The organism is Adlercreutzia agrestimuris (assembly GCF_943193125.1).
In the GTDB taxonomy this organism is placed as follows: Bacteria; Actinomycetota; Coriobacteriia; order Coriobacteriales; family Eggerthellaceae; genus Xiamenia; species Xiamenia agrestimuris.
Genome location: NZ_CALPCX010000001.1, coordinates 425,481 through 446,440 on the forward strand (window position 1 = coordinate 425,481; position 20,960 = coordinate 446,440).

14 protein-coding genes and 1 tRNA gene are annotated in these 20,960 nt (G+C 50.7%); 3 read left to right on the forward strand and 12 right to left on the reverse strand.

Annotation, left to right across the window (positions count from 1 at the left end):
• Positions 1-26: 26 nt before the first annotated feature.
• The 4 genes from NFR28_RS01730 to NFR28_RS01745 form a co-directional block, all read right to left on the reverse strand.
• Entirely contained in the window at positions 27-2,120 is a 2,094-nt protein-coding gene (locus NFR28_RS01730) for a bifunctional diguanylate cyclase/phosphohydrolase (RefSeq protein WP_251178112.1), read from the reverse strand.
• A 353-nt stretch (positions 2,121-2,473) separates the two neighbouring features.
• Positions 2,474-2,549 (reverse strand) — tRNA-Thr (locus tag NFR28_RS01735).
• A 123-nt stretch (positions 2,550-2,672) separates the two neighbouring features.
• Positions 2,673-3,368 (reverse strand): response regulator transcription factor, encoded by a 696-nt coding sequence (locus NFR28_RS01740; RefSeq protein ID WP_251178113.1) that lies wholly within the window; start codon positions 3,366-3,368, stop codon positions 2,673-2,675.
• Positions 3,349-5,082 carry an ATP-binding protein gene (locus tag NFR28_RS01745; protein ID WP_251178114.1) on the reverse strand — a complete coding sequence of 578 codons (1,734 nt, stop codon included), beginning with the start codon at positions 5,080-5,082 and terminating at the stop codon, positions 3,349-3,351. The genes NFR28_RS01740 and NFR28_RS01745 overlap by 20 nt, the downstream gene beginning before the upstream one ends.
• 241 nt (positions 5,083-5,323) lie before the next feature.
• Between NFR28_RS01745 and NFR28_RS01750 the strand changes: the two genes are divergently transcribed.
• Complete coding sequence (locus NFR28_RS01750) at positions 5,324-7,699, forward strand: molybdopterin-containing oxidoreductase family protein (protein ID WP_251178115.1); 2,376 nt, start codon at positions 5,324-5,326, stop codon at positions 7,697-7,699.
• Positions 7,700-7,703: 4 nt separating this feature from the next.
• Complete coding sequence (locus NFR28_RS01755) at positions 7,704-8,267, forward strand: 4Fe-4S dicluster domain-containing protein (protein ID WP_251178116.1); 564 nt, start codon at positions 7,704-7,706, stop codon at positions 8,265-8,267.
• A 93-nt stretch (positions 8,268-8,360) separates the two neighbouring features.
• Here the strand turns inward: NFR28_RS01755 and NFR28_RS01760 are convergent, their stop codons facing one another.
• Positions 8,361-10,079, reverse strand: coding sequence for an ABC1 kinase family protein (locus tag NFR28_RS01760; RefSeq protein ID WP_251178117.1), 1,719 nt, complete (start codon positions 10,077-10,079; stop codon positions 8,361-8,363).
• A gap of 178 nt (positions 10,080-10,257) precedes the next feature.
• Here NFR28_RS01760 and NFR28_RS01765 point away from each other — a divergent pair, with 178 nt between their 5' ends.
• Positions 10,258-11,301 carry a DMT family transporter gene (locus NFR28_RS01765; protein ID WP_251178118.1) on the forward strand — a complete coding sequence of 348 codons (1,044 nt, stop codon included), beginning with the start codon at positions 10,258-10,260 and terminating at the stop codon, positions 11,299-11,301.
• On the opposite strand, the gene modD is transcribed toward NFR28_RS01765, so the two are convergent.
• From modD to NFR28_RS01800, 7 genes are all read right to left on the reverse strand, one after another.
• A complete protein-coding gene (gene modD / locus NFR28_RS01770; RefSeq protein WP_251178119.1) occupies positions 11,290-12,132 on the reverse strand; it encodes a ModD protein in 843 nt (280 codons plus the stop codon). The genes NFR28_RS01765 and modD overlap by 12 nt on opposite strands.
• A gap of 262 nt (positions 12,133-12,394) precedes the next feature.
• Positions 12,395-13,546, reverse strand: coding sequence for a 4Fe-4S binding protein (locus tag NFR28_RS01775; RefSeq protein WP_251178120.1), 1,152 nt, complete (start codon positions 13,544-13,546; stop codon positions 12,395-12,397).
• Between the two features lies 1 nt (position 13,547).
• Positions 13,548-14,594: a 4Fe-4S binding protein gene (locus tag NFR28_RS01780; protein WP_251178121.1), complete on the reverse strand. Its 1,047-nt coding sequence runs from the start codon at positions 14,592-14,594 to the stop codon at positions 13,548-13,550.
• 10 nt (positions 14,595-14,604) lie between these two features.
• A complete protein-coding gene (locus NFR28_RS01785; protein WP_251178122.1) occupies positions 14,605-15,318 on the reverse strand; it encodes a 4Fe-4S dicluster domain-containing protein in 714 nt (237 codons plus the stop codon).
• Between the two features lie 231 nt (positions 15,319-15,549).
• The gene (locus NFR28_RS01790; RefSeq protein ID WP_251178123.1) at positions 15,550-16,464 is read right to left on the reverse strand and encodes a dimethyl sulfoxide reductase anchor subunit family protein; all 915 of its coding nucleotides are present in this window, start codon (positions 16,462-16,464) and stop codon (positions 15,550-15,552) included.
• Positions 16,465-16,467: 3 nt separating this feature from the next.
• Positions 16,468-17,127, reverse strand: a complete 660-nt coding sequence (locus tag NFR28_RS01795; protein ID WP_251178124.1) for a 4Fe-4S dicluster domain-containing protein — start codon at positions 17,125-17,127, stop codon at positions 16,468-16,470.
• Positions 17,128-17,143: 16 nt separating this feature from the next.
• Positions 17,144-20,737 carry a molybdopterin dinucleotide binding domain-containing protein gene (locus tag NFR28_RS01800; RefSeq protein ID WP_251178125.1) on the reverse strand — a complete coding sequence of 1,198 codons (3,594 nt, stop codon included), beginning with the start codon at positions 20,735-20,737 and terminating at the stop codon, positions 17,144-17,146.
• Between the last annotated feature and the right edge of the window lie 223 nt (positions 20,738-20,960).

Sequence of the window (20,960 nt, forward strand, 5' to 3'; positions counted from 1 at the left end):
ACCTTTCTGCCCGTCAGTTTCGCACCCTACGCCTCAGACAGATCAATAGCTGACAGAGCCGTATCTTGTGCATCAATTTCTTCGATCACATCTTCCATATCCTCGAAGAACGCATACTGCCCCCGACCAGCGCGTTTTACTGCATATAACGCCTGGTCAGCATGGCGAAACATGGTATCGTAATCCGTTGATTCTCCCCGCGCAATAGCAACTCCCATACTAATGGAAATCTCAAATCCTTCAAACGCACCGCCAATAGAACCATAAATACGTGCAATAGGTGCACAGGGATCCGTATTGAGTTCCATGAACATTAAAAACTCATCGCCACCTACACGAGCCACAATATCATTAGTGCGAACGCTGCCTTTTAACTGCCCAGCAAGGTGTTGCAATACCTGATCACCAAAGAGGTGGCCCCGAGTATCATTGGCCTTTTTGAAATTATCCAGATCAATGAGCATAAATACAAAGGTGTGATCTGGATGTGCCGCCATGCGCTCAGCAATTGCTTTGCGAACATACGCATGATTCATCAGTCCCGTAAGATGATCGTGTGTTGCCTTGTGCTGCAGCTCAACCATGTGCTGGTGGCTCTCGTGGATATCTACCATTTTTCCGATAGAGCCCGTGTAGACAGGCACGTCATCGTTTGACCATATTGCATGCGCCGTAAAGTGATACCAGCGCAACTTACCATCAACCATTCCTTCAAAATCCATACGAACAATTGGATCATCAGGCGTGGTATTGCGAAGTGCATCGTGAACTAACTTGAGCAGTTCTTCGCCGAAAGCTCCAACAATGCGCTTGTTATGATAGGGATCCATAATGACTTGTTCACTGTTGAGTTCGCTATGACCCCAGTCTGACACCACCATCATGGGCGGATTCTCGGTATATTCATACTGTGTTTCGTTAGACATTGAGGCAAAAAAGCGATACTTCATGCGCTCATATTCCAGCATTGAAAGCGTACGCGAAGACGCGGCAACGCATTCAGGCCGCGCAACGCTCTCAACAATGCGATTAACTGTGCGATTTGAGTGACCCGTTAATGACGTACTGTCCAACTGTCCGCGAATCTCTTCAGAGCACTCTTTGAAGCATTCCAGCAAAAATGGGTTGAACTGACCACATTCGCCATTCAAGATCATCTCCATTGCCTTTTCATGCGAATATGCGTCCTTGTAAACACGCTTACTGATCAATGCATCATACACATCAGCCAAAGAGACCACTTGCGCTGAAATGGGAATTTCATCACCTTTGAGGCCATCAGGATATCCGCGGCCATCATAACGCTCATGATGCCAACGGCAGATTTCATAGGCCACCTTTACCAGAGGTTCATTTTGATACAGCGCTAGATCATCAAGCATTTGAGCGCCAATGATGGTATGGGTTTTCATGCACTCAAACTCTTCATCAGTGAGCCTATCCGGTTTGTTAAGCACCTCATCAGGAATAGAAATCTTGCCAATATCATGTAAAGACGATGCCATGGAAATGAGCGATATTTGCTCTGCGGTCAGGCCGTATTGGTCGGTGCATTTTGCAATGTAGTTAAGCAAAATGTCGGTCATCGTGCTGACGTGCAGAACGTGCAGGCCACTTTCTCCATTGCGAAACTCGACAATTTGGCCAAGAACCGCAACCATGAGGCTGTTGCCTTTTTCGCGTTCGTGTATTTGATCTGCAACCATACCCACCAACGCACGATGTTTAGCGTAGAGCATGAGCGTGTTTGTCACGCGGCGGCGGACAATATTGGCATCAAAAGGCCGGCTGATAAAGTCAGTAACGCCCAATTCGTAAGCGCGCTCAATATATGCTGAAGCCTTTTCCGAGGACACCATAATGACGGGAATCTCTTTGATCCAGTCATTTTTGTTCATGACGGCTAATACTTCAAAGCCATCCATCTCGGGCATAACAATATCCAAAAGCACCAGCGAAATTGCTGTGCCGAGCGACTGAATATACCCCACGCCTTCAAGACCGTTAGCAGCCTCAATAATGTTATATTCTTCGCCAATCATGTCCGCCAAAAGCGCACGATTCATAGCAGAATCATCTACGATGAGAACAGTTTGTTTTGCATCCGCGGCGGAGTGCATGAAAACGAGCCTCCCTTAATAACTGCGCATATATGTGAGCTATCTTGTTTCCCCGAAGCCGCTCTTTTTGCTGGAGCCAGGCAAACCGATCCGGCATCATGCAACGCAATTTCAGCACGAAGCCACCCGAGCCATTCACCAGCATTACTCCTGATGCAGTATAACCTATGACCTGGTGACTTGTTCATAAATAAACCCCGCTAACGGCCTCACCGCAACAACAGATGCGCTAAACGTCAGCCACGCTTTACCCCCATCCATCTAAGCGGACGCCTTTCCTGCCAAACCTCACGAAATAAGGGATAAAAAGAAAAAGGCCAGCAAGCAAATGCCTGCCGACCTTCAAAATACTCTGGAGCCAACGAGCGGATTCGAACCGCTGACCTACGCATTACGAGTGCGTTGCTCTACCAGCTGAGCCACGTTGGCGCAAAGGCGCTTCAATAAGCGCGAACATGAAGTATACCGAATCGCTTGCAGACAAACAAGATACAATCGCGAAATCATCGCAAGTAAGCGCTCAGCACCCAGCGTGAGTTACGTCACGCGCTTCTAACACTCATCAGGATTGATCCGATATCCAATTCCCCATACCGTTTCAATAATGAGCGGCTGTGTTGGATCGTCTTCAACTTTTGCGCGAAGCTTCTTGATGAAAACCGTGATGCTGCTCGTTTCACCCACAAACTCTGGTCCCCATACCGCTTCAACCAGCTGCTCACGCGAAAACACCACACCGGGATTATGTGCCAGCACCGACATTATGTTGAATTCCTTAGGCGTCAGCGGAACCACTTTCCCATCCTTGAGCATGCGATGTTGCCCCATATCAAGCTCCAGACGACCAAGGGTAATCGCGCTGTTAGACGAAGGCTGAAGTAGTTGCATATGAGCTCGTCGAAGGAGTGCTTCGATATGCATGAGCAGCTCACGCGGATCAAAGGGCTTAACCATGTAGTCATCACCGCCAGCGGCAAACCCGACGCCTTTATCAACAATGTCACCTTTTGCGGAGAGAAAAATAACGGGAGTAGTGATGCCTTTTGCGCGCAGCTCTCTGCATGCTGTAAAACCATCCACTTTTGGCATCATGACATCCATGATGACGAGATCAGGCTTGCATTCTTCAATAATACGCAACGCCTCCGCGCCATTTTCGGCGTAGGCGAATTCATAGCCCGCATCCACCACCATATCTCTCACCAGTCGCTCAATGCGAGGTTCGTCATCAACAAGTAAAATCTTCATCGCTTTCTCCCTCGTCAAGAGCAACATAAGGTATGCGTACCGTGAAAGTGCTTCCCACTTTCACTTGACTTTCAACCGACACGCTTCCTCCATGCAGCTCAGCCACATTTCGCACCACAACAAGACCGAGTCCTGTTCCTCGATAGCGTCTATTTGCTGACTGACCAGCCTGTTTGTAAAGTTCAAATACTTCGTCAATATCCTCAGGCGCAATCCCCATACCGTCATCTACAACTTTAATCACGATATCTTCGCCATCAAAAGAGACCGCCAGCTCAACTGAACCACCGCGGTGAGTATACTTAATAGCATTGTTAACAAGATTCTCCAGAACACGGCGCAGCTTCTCCCAATCTGCCATGGTTATAGGAACATCCGCCCCAACACTAGTGCAAAGCGCAACGTCTTTGTTTTGCGCAATGGGCTCAAGCGAGCGCTTCACAAGACCCACCAAATCAACAAAGTCAACTGGTTCAGGAAGCAGCTCGTCTTTTTTCGCCGCGTGTTTTGAAATTGCCAGGATGTTATTTACCATCGACAAAAGCAACGTTGCATTCATCTCAATCTCACACACCGCGTCGCGCGTTTTAGCGTCAAGAGTATCGTTTTCAGACAAGATGCGCGCATATGCCAAGATAGACGTAAGTGGCGTGCGCAATTCGTGACTAACAATGGCGAAGAACTCGTTTTTGTAAGCAACCTCTTCACCGAGCCGATCAATGGCTAGCTTGAGCTCCCGTTTCTGGTAGTTGAGCAGGTCGTTCAAGACCATGAGATCCTCGGTTTTTTCGCGAACTTGCCCTTCCAGGTCATCATAGAGCACCTGCAAATCTTGCGCCATTTTGTCGAAATCGCTTGTCAGCTCAGTCAACTCATCGGGTTGATTCATAAACTTTCGCTTGGTGTTGAGCGCATAATTAAAGTTGCCCTCGCCCACTTTTTCGGCTGCATTGCGCAGCTCATCAATGGGTCGCAAAATGATTTTACTCGTCACAAAATACACGCCCGCAAATGCTGCCAACATCATACACAGCACCATGATGACCTGCTGAATGACGCTCGTCTGTACGCCGCTTTGATAGATATTCATGGGCTCGGTAATAGAAAGAGCGCCGCCAACTTCGCCAACAACCATACCCTCTTTTGGGTATCCATACTGGTCAAGTTCACCCACCGGCTCCCCGTGACATTCCAAACACGACTCGGTCACGTAGAGCGGCTCAGAGTAACGAAAAACGCTTTCGCCATCTGCATTCTTTTCAACGCGCCAGTATGCTTTAAGCGTAGAATCCGCATTGAAAGCATCAAGCGCTGATTGCTCAAAGGAATCGGGAGCGTTTGCTAACTGACGAGGAGTTTCATTGGTGAATCGAATGGAATAGTCGGTCTCAGTTGTGAAGAGCATCGAAATTGATTTCGCGGCCACCACGCACACCAAATGTTTCGTGCGAAACGTACCATCCTCTGCACGATTGATAACATTTTGGTTCATATCAACAAAGTCCCACGCCGCGCGCATTTCCGCGGCTAACACCTCCGCTTTTTCGCGCGCTTCTGTTTGCACCTGTTCATTTTGCAGATAGACATTCCAGGCAATATCAATACCCATCAACACCACCATGATGGCGGCAATTGAGAGAAAAATCTTAAATCGAATGCCATAGCGAATTGCCCTGATGGGCTCATCGCTTGTTGCAGGTTTGTCGCCCCTCACGACTCCTCCTTCGCCTATCTTTGTTATTATCACTGATCTTTGTTTCTTGGCGAAAGACCCCAACACGAAGGTAATTCTTTTTTAATATTTGTCACAGTTTTTTAATACAAAGTTATGCACCAAAACATTGAGTCGTTTTCGCCCAGTTGCCACAATTATCCCAACAAGTGGTACTGGAATACTGAGGAGGTTCCAGTCCAACACTTGATGAGGGTGTTTCTACACGGAGGAGGAGAGTTCTATGACGAAACGTTCTTTGAACAACGTCGCCGAACCAAAGCTGACGCGCCGCACATTCGTAGGTGCTGCAGCAGCAACCGCTGCTGTCGTTGGCTTAGCTGGCTGTTCTGCAGCCACCGACCAAGGCGCTACCGATGCGTCTAAGGGAGAGGGCGATTTGCCAACTACGGGCGAAGATCCCTATGCAAACGCAGAAATCTTCTATTCAACCTGCCCGCCCGAGTGCCAACATCACAATCTCAAGGGATATGTCGTTGACGGCAAGCTGGTAAAGGTTGAGTCATCTGAGCTCAACGATTGCGCTGCGTGTGCACGTGGTATTGCTCGCGCATACATGACCAACGATCCCGATCGTCTTACCGTACCGCTTTTGCGTGACGGCGACAAAGGTTCGGGCAAATTCAAAGAGATCACCTGGGATGAGGCGTTTGATCTGATCCAGGAGAAGTTCGAAGACGCCATTGCCACTGACGGCGTAGAGTCCATCTGCTACGTGACAGGATCGGGCAACTTCGGCGCTATGCATGGTCCAGTTGCCACGGCGTTTTTCGCTCACTTGGGTGGCGCCTCAACGACTGTTGGTAGCTTGTGCTGCGCAGGTACAAGTGCTGCAATTACGCCTATTTACGGTCAGCGTTTCTTGGATACGCGCAATCAAATTGAAAACAGCACATACTGCGTGATCTGGGGAAATAATCCTGCAATCTCTAAGCAAGGTTACTTCCAGCGTTTCGAGAAAGTTGTCGAAAACGGCGGCAAATTGGTGGTAATTGACCCGGTTTACACCGAGTCAGCCGCAAAGGCAACCGACTGGCTGGCTCCTTGGCCTGGCACCGATGCTGCGCTTGGTTTGGCCATGCTCAACACCATTATTTCCGAAAAGCTCTATGACGAAGAGTTTATGCTTGCACATACCTGCGCAGCATGCCTCGTAGACAAAGCAACGGGCGAACCAGTCCTGGAAGACGCCGAAGACAAAGCGTCGTTTGTGGTTTATGACACCACCAGTGGCGAAATTGTTCGTCATGACACCGCAGGCGCAACCCCAGCACTCACCCTTGATGGCTTGCCTGAAGCTGACTCTTACAACACCGAGTTTGAGCTGATTGCTGCCAACGCAGCTCCTTGGACAGCTGAAGCAGCCGCCGAAGAATGTGGCGTTGATGCTGCAGATATTGAGCGTATTGCTCGCGAATATGCGCAGGCAGAACATGCCATGATCATCCAAAACATGGGTGGCTTTATGCGCACTGAGAATGGCACCTATGCAACAGCTATCGGCGCATATCTTGCAGCTTTCTGCGGTCAAGTTGGCCATATCGGCGATGGCGTTTCTGACGCAGGTGGCATGAACGAGGTTAAAACTGGCACACCTATTGAGGTTCCTAAACTTGACCACGAAGTTCCCGCAATTCCACGCTTTAAGTTTGGCGAGGCAGTCCTTAATGAGGATCCGCTCAAAGTTAACGTGCTTTGGTCGATGACGGGCAGCCCGATGACCCAATGGCCAAACACCAATATGGTTCGCAAAGCGTTGGAGAAAATCCCCTTTGTTGTCACCGTTGAGCACTACATGACTTCAACCGCACTCTACTCTGACCTCGTGCTTCCTTGTACGGGCATGTTTGAAATGGAAGGCGTGCTGGCAAATGCTCGCTCACACTGGATTCAGCTTGTCGAAAAAGCTGTTGACGGTCCAGGCGAATCAAAATCTGACTTGGAGATCTTCACAGAACTGGCAAAGCGCTTTGGCTTTGGCGATGCCTTCGACGTTCCTATGGACACCCTCATCTCTAATGTTCTTGAGCCCACAGGCGTTACGCTTGACGAACTCAAAGAGAAGAAGGCTATTGACGTGGTAGGTCCAGACTACATCCCCTACAAGGATGGCGAATTCTTGACCGCTTCCAAAAAGGCCGAGTTCTGGGTTCCGGCGTGGAAAAAGGAAGGCTTCGACCCGATTGTAACCTACACCCGCTCTGAAGAAGACGCCCGTAACGACAATGAGCTTGCTCAGAAGTATCCGCTCTTCAGCGTGCAGCAAAAGACCTATCGCGGCGTTCACTCAACCTTCCACGCCCTCCCGTGGATGGACGAAATCTGCGACACCGAGGCACACATTCTCATCCACACCGACGATGCAGATGCGCGCGGAATCAAAGACGGCGACAAGGTTGTAGTATTCAACGATCGCGGTGAGCACCATGGCGTTGCTCGCGTAAATGGCCTCATCAAGCAAGGTGTTATCGGTCTGCAGAATGGTTGGTGGGAGCAGCAAGGCGGCTCTTCAAGCCACGTAACAAATGACAAGTGGAAGACCCTTGGCGGAACCCACTGCTGCAACCAGACCCTCGTTGATGTGAAGAAGGAGGCGTAACATCATGGCTATCGGTTTCTGGATGAACAACAAAAACTGCTATGGCTGCAAAACATGCTCCATTGCATGCAAAAGTGAAAAGCAACTTAACAAAGGTGTTTTGCTTCGCGAAGTAACCACTATTCGCCAAGACGACCCCAAGGCATTCTCGTTCATTTCCATGTCGTGCAACCATTGCGAAGAACCGGCATGCCTAGAGAACTGCCCCGCGGGAGCCTACAGCAAGCTTGAGGATGGCACGGTTCTTCAAGACCACAGCAAATGCATTGGATGCAAGACCTGCGTAAGCGCTTGCCCTTATGGCGCACCCAGCTATGACGAGGAAAGCTCCACGACGTTTAAGTGCGATGGCTGCTATGATCGTCGTCAGCGCGGAGAAATGCCAGCATGCATCAGCGCATGTCCTGGTGCTAATATCGCACTTGACGAGATGGACGCATTGCAAAGTGCACACGAGGCAGATATTGTTTCTGACACCGAATCAGGCACTAACCCCAATTTCGTCATCACCGTTGACAAGGCGCTTTCTGACGAGCCCGACGATGCGGTTGTAGCTGATCAGAAGTAATGTGCTGCTAACGGCATAAGCACAGGCTTATTCGCTCCCCAATGTCATCCCTCTGGCGTTGGGGAGTTTTTTGTTTGGCGCATTTATACACCACTACAATCTTTCGTCGTTTTTCTGGCGATGTCGTATCACGATATTTCGCCATACCACATATGCGCCCAGCACAAACGCTCCAATGTAGCCCAGCACGCCCAAAACGGGCACGCCTAACAACTTAGGCGCCATGTTCGTGGTGCACAGCATTGATGAGCCCACAAATAAGCCCGCAGAAATCAGCGCCATGGCAATGGTTCCGCTTACGGAATACAACGCCGCCAAAGCATTTGCCGGAATCTCCAGGTCAGCACCGACAGAAATCTGCCCGCGATTAAGCATCTGAAGCGTGTGCGATGCCTGCGTTGGCAAGCGCGTTAATGACTCAGCAGATGAAAGAGCTGCTATCGTCAATTCGCGCGCCTTCGCCTCTATGGTTTCAAGATTCAAATCATGGCTGCGCACATGGTGAGAAATGATCTTGACTATGCTTTCTTGCGGCGCAACTTCAACCAGCACACCCTCAACGGCAACCATGCTGCGTGCCAGAAGAGTAAATGCTGGCGGTAAAGACATGTTCTGCGTACGAAGTAATTCCAAGATCTGCGTGAGAACTGCGCCTACATCAATATCAGCAAGATTAATGGTGCTATAGAGCGTAAGCAGATTCGCCAGCTGCTCCAAGAGCCGACCATGATCAACTTCGCCATGAGTGGTAGAACATGCCAATAGTGCTTCCATAACTGCGAAAGCGTCGTTTTCAGCAGCGGCATGCATCATGCGCATGATAGTTCCGCGCTCACTGGCATTAAGCGTGCCCACCATGCCCAGATCAATCCAGACAATAGTGCCATCGCGCACCAAAATATTGCCTGCATGCGGGTCTGCGTGGAAAAAACCATTCTCCACCACTTGTGTAACGTAGCTCTCTGCCAGTGTGTGTCCCAATTGCGCCGGATCAAGCCCCTCAGCACGAATAGCCTCAAGATCATTAATCATTGGACCTTGAACATATTCCATAACTAACACGTCATCAGAACTGATAACCGGAAACGGTCGTGGACATTCAATACCAGGCTGATCTGCCAAAAGCCGACGAAACTTTACTAGATTTTCAAGCTCAACGCAGAAATTAATCTCTTGTTTGGTGGTTCGCTCAAGTTCATCTACAAGATCCATGAGCGACAACTTGATGCCGTCAGTAGTATTAGTCAATCCAACAAGCGCAACCACATGGCGAATAAGCGCCAGATCAGAAAGCATCTTTTCAGCCACATTTGGCCGACGCACCTTCACGGCTACCCACATGCCAGGCACGAGGATATCTTCAGAAATAGGTGCGTATTCGCCCTTCGCATTGCGCGGACCACGCGGGTTTTCAGCAATACGCGCTTTGTGCACCTGCGCGATAGAGGCCGATCCGAGCGGTGTCGGCTCAAGCACATCAAACGTTTCTGTCCAGGGATGTCCCAACGAGGCATTGAGCGTTGCCTCTACTGTTTCAAATGGCATTGGAGGCACGTCTGCACGCAGCTGCTTGAATGCATCAGCATATGCTTGCGGGATGATATCGCTTCTGTTCGCCGCAATTTGCCCCATTTTAACAAATGTTGGCCCCAAGTCCTCCAGCAAATGCGTTGCCTTTTCGGGTGTTAGACCTGAAAAGACATGGTATTTGCGCACGATATGCTCAATTTCATGAAGGCGTTTTCTGCTTTCGGTACCTTTATCTTGCCGTGATTCGCGCGCAAATTGCACGAACTCTTTTATGGTTGGCATAAGGCACCTCCTCAAGTTCACCTTTGAGACTATTTCTCTTATACTCTAATTACTCTATCAGCTACAAACCTATTGTTTAGCACTCCGCTCAACAGTAGTTGCTTAGTTGTAATTTAGTTACGCGATAGACAAGTTCTCAAAGAACAATTGAACCAGTATCACAGGGGGAAGTAACTGCATGGCAATAACACGCATCAAAGCATCTTCATCCGCCGGCTACAAAATCATGCTCTTGGTAGCAGCGGGTATCTGGGGCTTAGGTACTGTTGTAATCAAATCAACGGTAGATGCGTTTCCCCCTTCGTGGATGGTCGGCGTACGCTTTACTATTGCAGGCATTCTTTTAGGCATACTTTCACTGCGTCGAGTGCGTTCTATTGACGCATCGCACCTGCGTACTGGCACTATTTTGGGTCTCTTTCTCTTCTTGTCGTATTGGGCAAACTCAACAGGACTAACCGACACTACCGCTTCAAATAGCTCGTTTTTAACCACGCTTTATGTCGTCATCATTCCGTTTTTAGGTTGGCTTATCACTCATAAAAAACCCACCGCCTATAACATTGTGGCTGCATTAGTGTGCGTTGCTGGTGTGGGATGCGTCTCTTACGCCGGCAGCAGTGGTTTTAATTTGCGTTTTGGCGACCTTATCACGCTTCTTTCGGCGCTCTTTTTGAGCATTCATGTATTGCTTACGGCAAAATATGCCCCAGGTCGCAATATGACACTTCTCACTGTAATTCAATTTTTAGTTGCAGGTATCTTAGGCTTTGTTGTCGGCGGCATCACCGAGCCAACGCCCAATTTCACCACGCTTTCTACCGACACCTTGATTAATCTCGGATATCTCGGGATTTTTGCTTCATGCATTGCGCTGCTTTTCCAAAATACCGCTGTTGCACACGTTGACCCAGCGCCCGCATCGTTGTTCTTGGCTACCGAATCAGTTTTTGGCGTGAGTTTTTCTATTCTCTTTTTGGGCGAAGTTCTCACCCTTCCGCTCTTTATTGGGTTTTCGCTCATTTTTGCCGGCATCGTGATCAGCGAATACTTGCCACTTCGCGCAGAAAAGCGCGCTGAGCAATGCACCTGCGACGCCGCAACCACCGACACTTCCACCGCCGACACCACGTCCCCTTCTGCGCACGCCACATCCGGAGTGCTGCCCGAGCAGCTTGCGCCTGTGGATGTTGAAGCAGTTTTGGGCGAACTAGAGAGCTAACATGCGAACGCTCATATCTAAGGGGCTCGCTGAAAACGGTGCTGTTGTTGCAAGCCCATCCACTCCCGTTGCGGCATAAGCCTGTGCGTTGTCCGGGTTAATTCCTCCTGCAGCCACCAGCGTTACATGCGGGTTAATCTGTCGAATAGCTTGCACAAGTGCTGCCAACTCTTCGACAGGAATCTTTTCCAGCTGAATGCCGTCAACACCGGCTTTCACCAAACGGAGTGCCTGTTCAGCATTAGCTTCCACAAAGAGCTTCTTTTCCACGCAACGCGTTTTGATAGAGGGGATTTGCTCCAGGAAAGCATCAAAGCCGCCAAGAAACGTCATATGATGATCAAAAACGAGCACGGTTTCTGAAAGCCCGAGCCTATGAGGAAATGCACCGCCTATCAGCACGGCTTCTGTGAGCAGGTCTTTTACACCTGGCATGCTTTTGCGGGTTGTGAGAATTTCACAGCTGGGGTTTCCGCGATGTGCAGCCTCAACCATCTCGCGTGTTTTTGTAGCCACGGCCGAGAGATGATCGAAAGTGTTAAGACACACCTTCCACGCCACGTGCAAATCTGCCGCGCTCCCCTCAAGTGTCATGAAAGTTTTCCCCGCAACAAGAGTTTCGCCATCTTCGCAGGAAGAAATTACGCAGCATCCAACCTGCTCAGCTATGTGTTTAACGACTTGCACACCAGCCAACACGCAATCTTGTCGCGTATAGAATTCCATTTTTCCACGCTGAGAATCAATGCCTAAAACCATGCTGGTCAGATCAATGTAGGGCACATCTTCGGCAATGATCTGCTCAATTCGAGCATGAGGAATTCGTACCATGGGGCTCTTTCTCTTTTCGTCAACTGAGTTGGTCTACTGCTTACGACCGTCACATTCGGCCGCCACACTTGGCTACCTCAAATTCACCAAACTTTGTAAATCATGCAGTATTTTATGCAAAATGCCTAGTGGCGCAAAACCTACTGGAGCAAAGTACATACGTAACAGAGTGCGCCCATACAAAAAGCCGACACGCACCAGTTGAAGAGGATGATGGTGCATGTCGGCACAGGACAGGAGGCCGAGGGGATACTTCGACCATCTATCGTTCGAAAATATCTCCGTTAAAGCTTTGACGCATGGTCTGCAAAATCTGGTGAGGGTTGTTGCGCAACTCAACCGCACGCGGATCCATAACATAGCGATGCACGTGCCCCTCCATCACAACCGACGTCTTGACGCTATCCAGCAAAACTATGGCATCTTCAGGGCAAATATCGCGGCAACTTCCACACTTCACGCAGTCAGCTGGATAATGGTTGATGCCTATCACGCCATCAGCTTCATCGAATTTGGTAAGCGCTCCAGTCGGACAGAACGTCGCACACATTCGACATGAAACGCATTTGGCGCCATTGATGACAACTAACCCCCAAAGACGCGTATTAAGGGTCTCATCTTGCGCTTCACCAAGATCAGCCAACGCATTCAGCAAACGCTCGCGCCTGTCGGGCAAAAAGTGCGGAAGCGTACCATCTTTCATAACGCGCATCGGCGCCGCGCTTGAAGCAGGTGCACACCTCTCTACGCCCGCTGAGGCATCTTCCATCCCATCAGCGCGAATAGGCTCGCATCCAAGTTGCACATCACCTGTGGAAAGCATCTCCACCTCCATGCGCGCAGCACTGCCCCACGCCACGAGCAGATCGTTCGCTGTCTGCGCCACCACATGCGCTGTGGCAAGCCCATGCTTTTGTTCGCAGTGCTCGCACGATCCGCACACACAGCGAATGCGCTGCACTCCTTCACTAGCCAGTGCAACCACAACCGACTCGTCAACGCGCCCCAAGCACACCACACGCGCAGCATTATCAAGCTCTGCCAGATGAGCTGCGCAATCGGACTCGCCAACCACGTCAAGCAGCGGCGTACACGCAATTACCACTTCGTCACCACAGCGATGAGCAAGGCACTCAGACAGCAACATTGCATCTGTGGGATTTCTTGCTTCAAGGGCGCACGTTGGGCACACCGTCGCACACGTCCCGCACCCCACGCATTTCTGCGCGTCAATAACCAGTTGACCATCCACCAGCGAGATGCAGCCTGACGTACACGCATCGGCGCACTTCAAACATGCCACATTGCGATTGCGAACCTTTGCGCATCGCTCTTGATGAACCGCAATAGCAACTCCATCAATTGCTTCAAAGGCACCGATGATACTGCGATTTGCTTGCCCGCAGTTAGTCATCTTACTCACCTGCTTTATCAAGCGGGCTGAACGCTGCCTCTGCACGCCGCTCGGCGCCCTGGATACCCTCAAGTACATCCTGCTCAGCATCAGCAAGTGTCACTTTGTGACCCGCGCGCACCAAAAACGGCATCGAAATTGCCTTGGTCGGACATGCATCAATACAGGCTCGACAACGCGTACAATCTGCCATCGTGCGTTCGCCAAATTCAGGATGGCGAATATTAATGTCAGCCTCACAAGCCATAGCACAACGGCCGCATGCGCTTTCTTTGGCGGTTTCTAAGCACTTACTATCATCAATGGTGGGAACCCACGTTTTAGAAAAACGCGAAAACAAATTCATCAGACCTGCCAACGGGCAAAAACGCGTGCACCACTTACGCAACAACACCAACTCAACAATTAAGAACGCCGGAATCAAAATTACCGACCACGTCATATCGCCCGCTGAAAACAGGCGCCACACCACCAAAACAGTCGCAAACGTCAAACCCACCGGGCAAACCAAGCAAAACACCGGAAATCCAAAAATTGCCGTGGACAACAGCGCGCCACCCAAAACCGCATGGCGGCTATCCAACTTACCATGTTTAAAAGGCTGGCACCCTCCGCACGTTTTGCACGAATGCGTGCACTGAGCATCTGCGTGCTCTGCGTTTTTGACTGCAACGCCGCGTGCCTCAAGCTCTTGGCGAGAAATGGCTAACATTTCATCATGTTTTGCCTGCTCAATCTCTTTACGCTTTTTCGGAGAACGAAAGAATGCACGAATGCGATCAAACACTCCAACCGGACATGCCCAAGCGCAGAATGCACGCCCAAGCACCACAAAAAACAAAATCATTGCAACTAGGCTTACCACCGCACGCGGGATCATCGTCTTAGTTGCAATCATGGTGCCCAAAGCGCCAAGCGGGCAAAGCACCGAGAAATCATCCCAACCAAAGCCCGAAAGCGTACCAAACGAAACGCCGAAAATCAGTCCGGCAGCCAGTACGACAAAGATACCAACCGCAATAGCGGTACGCAGATTTTTCGTCTTCATGTAAGCCCCCTTATTCTGCCTCAACCGGCTCAACGATAATGGCACGATGCGTGGCACCACTTACAATTGAACCTGCCGATAACGATTTGCACACTGACTCACATGCACCGCATCCATTGCACTTATCTGCCTCTACATACACGCGCGGGTTTGTATCAGTTCCTTCAAGACGAATTGCGTCATATTTACATGCGTCATAGCAGGCACGACAGCCCGTATCACGAAATGCTAAGCAGCTATATTCATCAATCTTGGCAATGCCGATGATGACGTTGCCACGTTCACCAGTCTCAGGATTTCCCAGCACTGCATCGGCAGGCAATTGCAAAGCATTCGTGGGGCACACCTGCGTACAAAGGGGCACGCCACCATTTTCTTCGCGACAAAAATCGCAATAATTTGCCGAAAAGTCCAGCTGAGGAGAGCGCATTCCTAAAAGGCCATCCTCAATAGTTGCCGGAACAATAATTTTGCGCGGGCACGCCTCATAGCAGCGCTCGCAACGAATACACGCGCTCACTAAAGCTGCTTCATCTTGTCCTCCGGGCGGGCGATTTACCGGGGTGTGACCCACATAACGCAGGGCACCCAATCCCAAAAGCGCAGCCGTTGACCCCACACCAATAAATAACGAACGACGCGACACGCTCATAGGCTCATGCGCGCGCTTTTCAGACGGCGTCGAAGCAACCTGCTTGACGTCCGTATCCTTTTGCTCGGTCATATGCTCCTCCTCTTCAAAACACACACAACCAGACTGACCAGTAGCTCAGTGAGCCAGATCCACATTGACCAGCTTGAAAATCCATGAACAACGGGGCTTGTCGTTGAAGCTATGTGCGGAGCAAGAATAAGATCAAGCCCCGTCTATCATGAGTTTTCAAAACTCTGTGGCGAACAAGGCACCGTGCAACCGACCAGAATTGCCAAGCGCCTTGTTCACCTCACGCTCTTCTTAGTAGAACGGCAGCGCGCTAATTGCCACCATGTACAGCAGCGCACGCCAGATAAATGAACCCACGATTGCGCAGATCAGAGCAACAACTGAAGCACCTAGCAGCGTGGTGCCTTCGCACTTCAGCTTGCCTGCCATAGCCAAGCCAGAAATGATAGCTGGGACAACGCAGCCAACAATCACATTGCCAAGCCAGAACGGCAGTGCCAAAGATCCGCTCAAGATGGCACCGGTATATGACGCCACATCAACCATGCCAACGTCAGGCAAAGTGGGATCGAAGTAATACTGAACATCGGTATACATATCGGTCATGCCGTTGATGAGTACCGCGTAGATGATGGTGATAACACCTGTTACTACCGCACCTACAAATGCTGCACGCATGCAAACCTTGCCCGTAGCATCCACATCGTCAACCTTCACTGCAGCTGCAATAATTGCTGCTGCAAAGCCGCCCAATAAAATGGTGTTCGCGGCATAATAGGCTGGCAACAGCGGCGTATTCCACACAGGAAGCGCTGCCATGAGGTAGCTATCGCCAGTTGCAATAGGCAGTGCCATGCTGACAACAATTGCTACCACCGCACACCACTTCGGAGCAAAACCGCTCTCAGAACGGCGCATCATCAAGAAGTAGAGCACCAGCGCCACTGCAAAGAGCACGACGAAGATGAGCTCAATGGTGATGCCTGAGGTGATATGACCGAAGCCGTTAAACATGCGCTCCCAATGCTGGAGGTGCATAAATACACACAAACCACCTACGCCCAAAGCCACAAGAGCAGAGATGAGCGATGCAAGCTGCATCTTCTTGCCATGACCCATCAGGGTCAAAACGCCTTGCATCAAAAAGATGCCGCCGGCCAGGCAATTAAAGAAGGTGAAGAGAATCAAAGGCCATTGCAATTCCATCTGTTATTCCCTCCATTTACGGCCTTCACGAAGCAGGTACATGATCTTGGGATCATTGCCTGTATTCGTGAGGTGGTGAATATCATCATCGGTGTAGGCTTCCACGTAATCCTTAAGCTTGACGCGGGTTTGCGTCATCTCGTCATACTGGCAGCCTGGCGTGTCCGGATGCGCTGGTGCCTCAAAGTTTTCAACACCTTCATCCAGATCACCAAAGAAGCGTGCACGTGCACCGCACTGCGCAACACACTGAGGCAACTCGCCTTGTGAAATACGCTGTTCGCACATGGTGCACTTCTCAACAACGCGTTCTTCTTCGTTGAGGTAACGAACGCCATAGGGGCAAGCCATAGCGCAGAATTGGCAACCGATGCATTTCTCTTTGTTAATTTGAATGGTGCCGTCTTCAGCAATATATGACGCCTCTGTTGGGCACACCTTTACACACTCAGGGTTTTCGCAATGCTGACATTGCACCGGAAGGAAGTACATCTCCACATCCGGGAACGTGCCCGAGCCACCTTCGGTAGGATGGGGCCCAACACGCAGGGTCTTAATCCAGAAGTTGCCCACGTCAACGCCGTTGATAGCTTTGCACGCAACAGTGCAAGCAAGACATCCCGTGCAGCGGTTCAAGTCCGTGATAATTGCGTAATTCGACATGCTGAAAACCTCCTTCCTATTCCTTAATCAAGCTGCGAGCAGTCTGTAAGCCCTTTGCGTTGAGGTTGGCGAAGGTAAGCTCTACCTTTGAATCCTCAAGACGCGGGTCGTTAGATAACCATTCCTTCAAGCGCGGGTCATTCGCGTTCGTAATAACCTCATTGCCTTCCGGATCACACGGTACTGGGTTGCCAAACGGCGAATTCTCAGCCGTTGCCTTGTAAACAACAACAGGATTACCGCGCAACTGCGACGCACCGCAGATCCAGCATTGAGCATATTTGTCCATCGTGCAGTTGATGCCAACAAGCTCAAAGCCATGAGAGGCCGTGTCAACCTCGGGATACCACCATGCATGGTTGGCGTTTGCGGTACCTTCTTTGATGCCGTAATACAAGTCCACTACCTCGCGGATTGCACCCCATGGTGTGCGTACCCATACCCAGTCGCCTTGCTCCAGTCCCAGACGTGCAGCGTCGTTGGGGTTGATTTCAAAGCGCGGGCTTGGCCACAGCTCGCGGCACCACGGCAACTGGCGATGCTCGGAGTGGAAATAGACAGGCTGACGAGCACCTGACGTGCAGATAAAGGTTGCCTCCGGGTTCTCCTTGACAGCCTTCTTGTAGGCTTCCAAGTTGTCCGGTTCGCCATCGTCTGCATTAGCGCCAACACCAAACGGATCAACAATAGCCGTGAAGGATTTGTTGAGGTAGTTGTCGGAGTTGTACTGAGCGCTCTCAACCAACTCTGCGTCGTACCATTCAGGGTTAGCAACGCGAGAGTTCTTCGGCTCAAACCAGTGCGGGAATTTGTCGATATCAGGAATATCGCCTGCATATGCCGCACGATCAGGTGAGCAAACCTCGGCGAAGGTCTCAACGTCATCGCCAATATAGGACTCAGCAATGGTTGACCAGATCTCAACCTTGCCCGTAGGTGTACCGAATGCACACTTCTCATCAACAGCAGCATAGAGGTTGTAACCTGCCTGCTGACGACGATAGCCCATCTCCCAGCGGCGATACGTACCCCAGCGCTCGGGATGCCATTTACGGCAGTCAAACCAACCCTCTTCCTGGAACTTAGCCGCATATTGCGGGAAGTCAGGACCATCGGGGAACTCTTCAGTCTTCCACCAGTCGGTTGCATCTTTGAGTACGCGATACTCCTGCTCTTCGTAGCCAACGGTGCCACCGTTTTGAACGAAGTCGTGGTAGTCAAGATTGAGCCACTCATCATATTCAGGATCGCGATCATTGAACGGAACACCCATAGACTTGTGCAGACAAACCACAAACGTCGGGTCATATACGCAATCTGCAATCGGCTCAACAGCACGCTGACCAGCGCCAAAGATGCCACCAGCGCCTTGCGATACACGACCGGTGTTAACCTCAAGCCAGTGCAAGCACGGGAAGACATAGTCAGCGCAACCATTGTTGGGGCATGACCACAAGTTAATGTCTACCCAGAAGTCCAGCTGCGTCAATGCATCCCATGCCTCAAGCAGGTTTGACTGATTCATGAAGTCACCGGACATGCAGATACCGCCATGAAGCTTATAGGGTGAGTCAATCTCGCGAATTGCATCCCAAATTGAACTTGCGTCGGTCCAGCTATTCCAGAAGCGAAGCAGCGGGAAGCGCTCAGCAGAAATCTGATCCTCGTTTGCCTCAAACGGCGTCTTAAGACCCGGGTAAGAACGCGAGCTCTTGTAAGCGCCACCCTTACGCTCTGCAATCCACCATGCCTCTTCATCAGTGGGAACATGATTGCCATAGCGCTCAGCAAGCGGAGACTCTTCGTCAATAAGATACTGTACGAAGTTCTGGATGAGCGGAATCTGCTCTTCAATAGTAAGGTCGCGCGGAGTATTGCCCAGCTCCATCGTGCCAATACCCTCACGAATTCCCCAGTCAACCGGGTCGTGATCAGTCTTCATCATGTTGGCACGACCGCAGCAGCCGTCAACCTGTGCTTTAGAAGAACCGCGGTTACCTGCAGGTTCGTCAGAGTTACCCGTCAAGCATGCAATAAGCTGCAGTGCGCGAGTGTTTTGTACTGCATGACCCGTTTGGTCGGGAGCCAGCTGATAGTGAATACCACCGTTGCCATGCAGGGGGTTCAGACGCGTGGTATAAATGCGAACAGCCTCTTCAATCTTGTCCGCAGGAACCTCGGTCACCTCTGATACATAGTCAAGCGTGTACTCTTCCAGTGAATGAGCAAATTCTTCCCATACCGTATTAGCTTCAATGGTCTTGCCATTTGCCAGCTTGATTTCTACTCCGTTGGGGAACAGTGCGGGCTTTTTAGGCAGACCAGCCGGGTTTGACTTGGCACCCTTCTCGTTGCCTTCGCCCGTCCAATATGCATCATACGTTGCGTCAGCAGGGTCAGCGAATTTCGAAGGATCCGGCAGCCATGCATCAGCAATGATGGGCTTGTAGGGATGCTCAATCCATACGCCTGTCGTTGGGATCTTGTGCTTTTCGCCTTCCCATTGACACTCTTCTGCGTCCCAGTACGTCGGCTTGTTGTTGTTCTCGTCCCAGCAGATGAAGCGACGATAAGAATATTGCGGATCAGCAGGCTCCCAATATTGGCTTACCCATTCGCGATCCAAATCAGCCTCAGTAATCAAACGGCTCTCCATGTGAATGCCGCCATTCATTTCCAGGAAGTAGCCCTTGACGGTCTTGCCGTCTTCCTCGGGATTCCACAAGAAAGGACCGTTGGTCCAACGCTCGGCGAAAGCGCGGTCATATGCATCGTTGTCTAAGATCCACTTGAGCCAACCGCATGACAAGCACAGGTCAGTACCGACGCGAATCGGAAGCCACAAATCAGCTTCTTTTCCAAGCGGCGTCATACGCGGGTCAACCAAGATGTGCTTGTAAGAACGCTGCGAGCAGTCTACAACTGTACGGTTTGTAGAGTCGTAGTTTGAATACTCAGCTGCAGTACCCCATTGCAGATAAACAATCGGACCCTGCTCAACTTCCATCCAAGGAGAACCCTTTTCGTCGGTCAACACGCCGCCAAAGTGGCGCGGGCCTTTGCAGATCTCGTATGCTGAGTGGAAGTTATGCGTTCCAAAGACTGACTTCAGCGTGCCATACGGGGGCTGTGCCCATACGCGAGACGTACCACCCATGGAGAAAATTGATTTTCCACCGTACTTGTCAATAAGTTCGTTGTATTTCGCACCAATCTCATCCATAGCGTCAGCAAAACCAACACGAACCCAACCGGGATCGTCTTCGCCCTTGGGGTTGGTGCGCTTCATGACATAACGCAAACGGTCGGGGTGATACAGTGCAAGCATGGATGACTGAGACTTCGCGCAGCAGTGACCACGGCTGTGGGCGTTTGATTCGTCACCCTCAACCTTGATTACCTTATTATCCTGCACGGTCACCCACACACCGCACTCGCATTTGCCGCATGCGCGGCAGCAGGAACGAATACGCTCAACTTCACCGGCAGATTCGTCAGTTCCTTCAGCAAGTGCTGTCGAAGGTACGGAAGCAAAGCTCAACGTGCTTGCAGCACCTGCGATAGCAGCAGCCTTCAAAAAGCTTCGACGAGTTAGTGAAAGTTTCGCCATATTCCCCTCCTCTCTTTTCGTTTCTCTCTTTCAGCGTGTTTGCCGCCGTCACACAACCAACGAAAGCTTGGGAGGAGATACATCGAAGGGGACGATGTTTCACACCTTGTGAGCTTCGCATTTTCACCAGCCAACCGCGACTATGCTTCGCCGTTGATGACCATCAAAGCGTCCAAGGCGCTAGGAGGGAAGGAGAACCTTCGACTGGTTGCGTGATGGCGAC

Coding starts and splice junctions, on each gene's coding strand:
- NFR28_RS01780 (WP_251178121.1), bottom strand. CDS start 14,594: ATGAAGACGAAAAATCTGCGTACCGCTATTGCGGTTGGTATCTTTGTC.
- NFR28_RS01760 (WP_251178117.1), bottom strand. CDS start 10,079: ATGCCAACCATAAAAGAGTTCGTGCAATTTGCGCGCGAATCACGGCAA.
- NFR28_RS01775 (WP_251178120.1), bottom strand. CDS start 13,546: ATGACTAACTGCGGGCAAGCAAATCGCAGTATCATCGGTGCCTTTGAA.
- NFR28_RS01740 (WP_251178113.1), bottom strand. CDS start 3,368: ATGAAGATTTTACTTGTTGATGACGAACCTCGCATTGAGCGACTGGTG.
- NFR28_RS01730 (WP_251178112.1), bottom strand. CDS start 2,120: ATGCACTCCGCCGCGGATGCAAAACAAACTGTTCTCATCGTAGATGAT.
- NFR28_RS01765 (WP_251178118.1), top strand. CDS start 10,258: ATGGCAATAACACGCATCAAAGCATCTTCATCCGCCGGCTACAAAATC.
- NFR28_RS01785 (WP_251178122.1), bottom strand. CDS start 15,318: ATGACCGAGCAAAAGGATACGGACGTCAAGCAGGTTGCTTCGACGCCG.
- NFR28_RS01790 (WP_251178123.1), bottom strand. CDS start 16,464: ATGGAATTGCAATGGCCTTTGATTCTCTTCACCTTCTTTAATTGCCTG.
- NFR28_RS01750 (WP_251178115.1), top strand. CDS start 5,324: ATGACGAAACGTTCTTTGAACAACGTCGCCGAACCAAAGCTGACGCGC.
- NFR28_RS01755 (WP_251178116.1), top strand. CDS start 7,704: ATGGCTATCGGTTTCTGGATGAACAACAAAAACTGCTATGGCTGCAAA.
- NFR28_RS01795 (WP_251178124.1), bottom strand. CDS start 17,127: ATGTCGAATTACGCAATTATCACGGACTTGAACCGCTGCACGGGATGT.
- NFR28_RS01800 (WP_251178125.1), bottom strand. CDS start 20,737: ATGGCGAAACTTTCACTAACTCGTCGAAGCTTTTTGAAGGCTGCTGCT.
- modD (WP_251178119.1), bottom strand. CDS start 12,132: ATGGTACGAATTCCTCATGCTCGAATTGAGCAGATCATTGCCGAAGAT.